This window comes from Mesorhizobium sp. M7A.F.Ca.CA.004.12.1.1 (assembly GCF_003997835.1).
Taxonomy (GTDB): Bacteria; Pseudomonadota; Alphaproteobacteria; order Rhizobiales; family Rhizobiaceae; genus Mesorhizobium.
In genome coordinates this window covers 1-828 of record NZ_RZRK01001349.1, presented here as the reverse complement: position 1 = coordinate 828, position 828 = coordinate 1, and the positions used below count along the sequence as shown (strand labels likewise).

Genomic DNA, 828 nt, shown 5'->3' with positions numbered 1-828 from the left:
AGCGTTCTTTCCCAGGGATGGCAGCGATGCCATCGGGGCAAACGCAGACATGAACACGATCGGCTGGCCGAATTTCAGGAGCCTGAATCAGGAAGGCATTGTCTTTGCCATAGCGGTGGTGCTGTTCGTTGCAGCGGCCATAGGCCTGCCAGGTTTCATCGATCCCAACAATCTCGTCGCCATCGTCCGCTCCGTGTCGGTGCTGGGCATCCTTGCGCTCGGCATGGCCGTCGTCATCATCGGACGCGGCATCGACCTCTCCGCCGTGGCGATCATGGCGATGTCTGTCGCCTGGTATCTGCAACTTCTGAATTCGGGAACGCCGGACGGGCTGGCCTTCGCCTATGTGCTGGCCGGTGTGCTGGCCATCGGCCTGCTCAACGGCTTTCTCGTCGCCTATGCCGATGTGCCCGCGATCTTCGTGACGCTGGCGACAGGCTCCTTCGTCTTCGGCTATGTGCGCTCGCAGCTGATCACGCAGGATGCGGTGCCGGTGCCGCAGGGCCACTGGGTCGAGCTGCTCGGCGGCCTGCGCTTCCTCGATATTCCGGTCGAGGTGTTCGTCTTTGCCGGCCTCGCCTTCCTCTTCTTCCTGTTCCTGCGCTACACCAAATGGGGCCGCTACATCTACTTCGCCGGCGACAATCCGGTTGCAGCCCGCAACATCGGCATTCCGGTGCGGCCGATGCTGGTGCTGCGCTATGTGCTTTCCGCTTTCGTCGCACTGGTCGCCGGCCTGCTGACGGCGGCGAGCCTGCATTCGATCAACACCCGCGTCGTCAATTCGACGCTGCTCTACGACATCGTGCTGGTGGCGGTGATCGGCGG

Annotated in this window: 1 protein-coding gene; it reads left to right on the top strand. The window is 62.7% G+C overall.

Annotated elements, in window-relative coordinates; all coding sequences use genetic code 11:
• Positions 1-49 precede the first annotated feature (49 nt).
• A partial coding sequence (locus tag EN984_RS36310; protein WP_164766002.1) for an ABC transporter permease occupies positions 50-828 on the top strand: 779 nt, incomplete at its 3' end.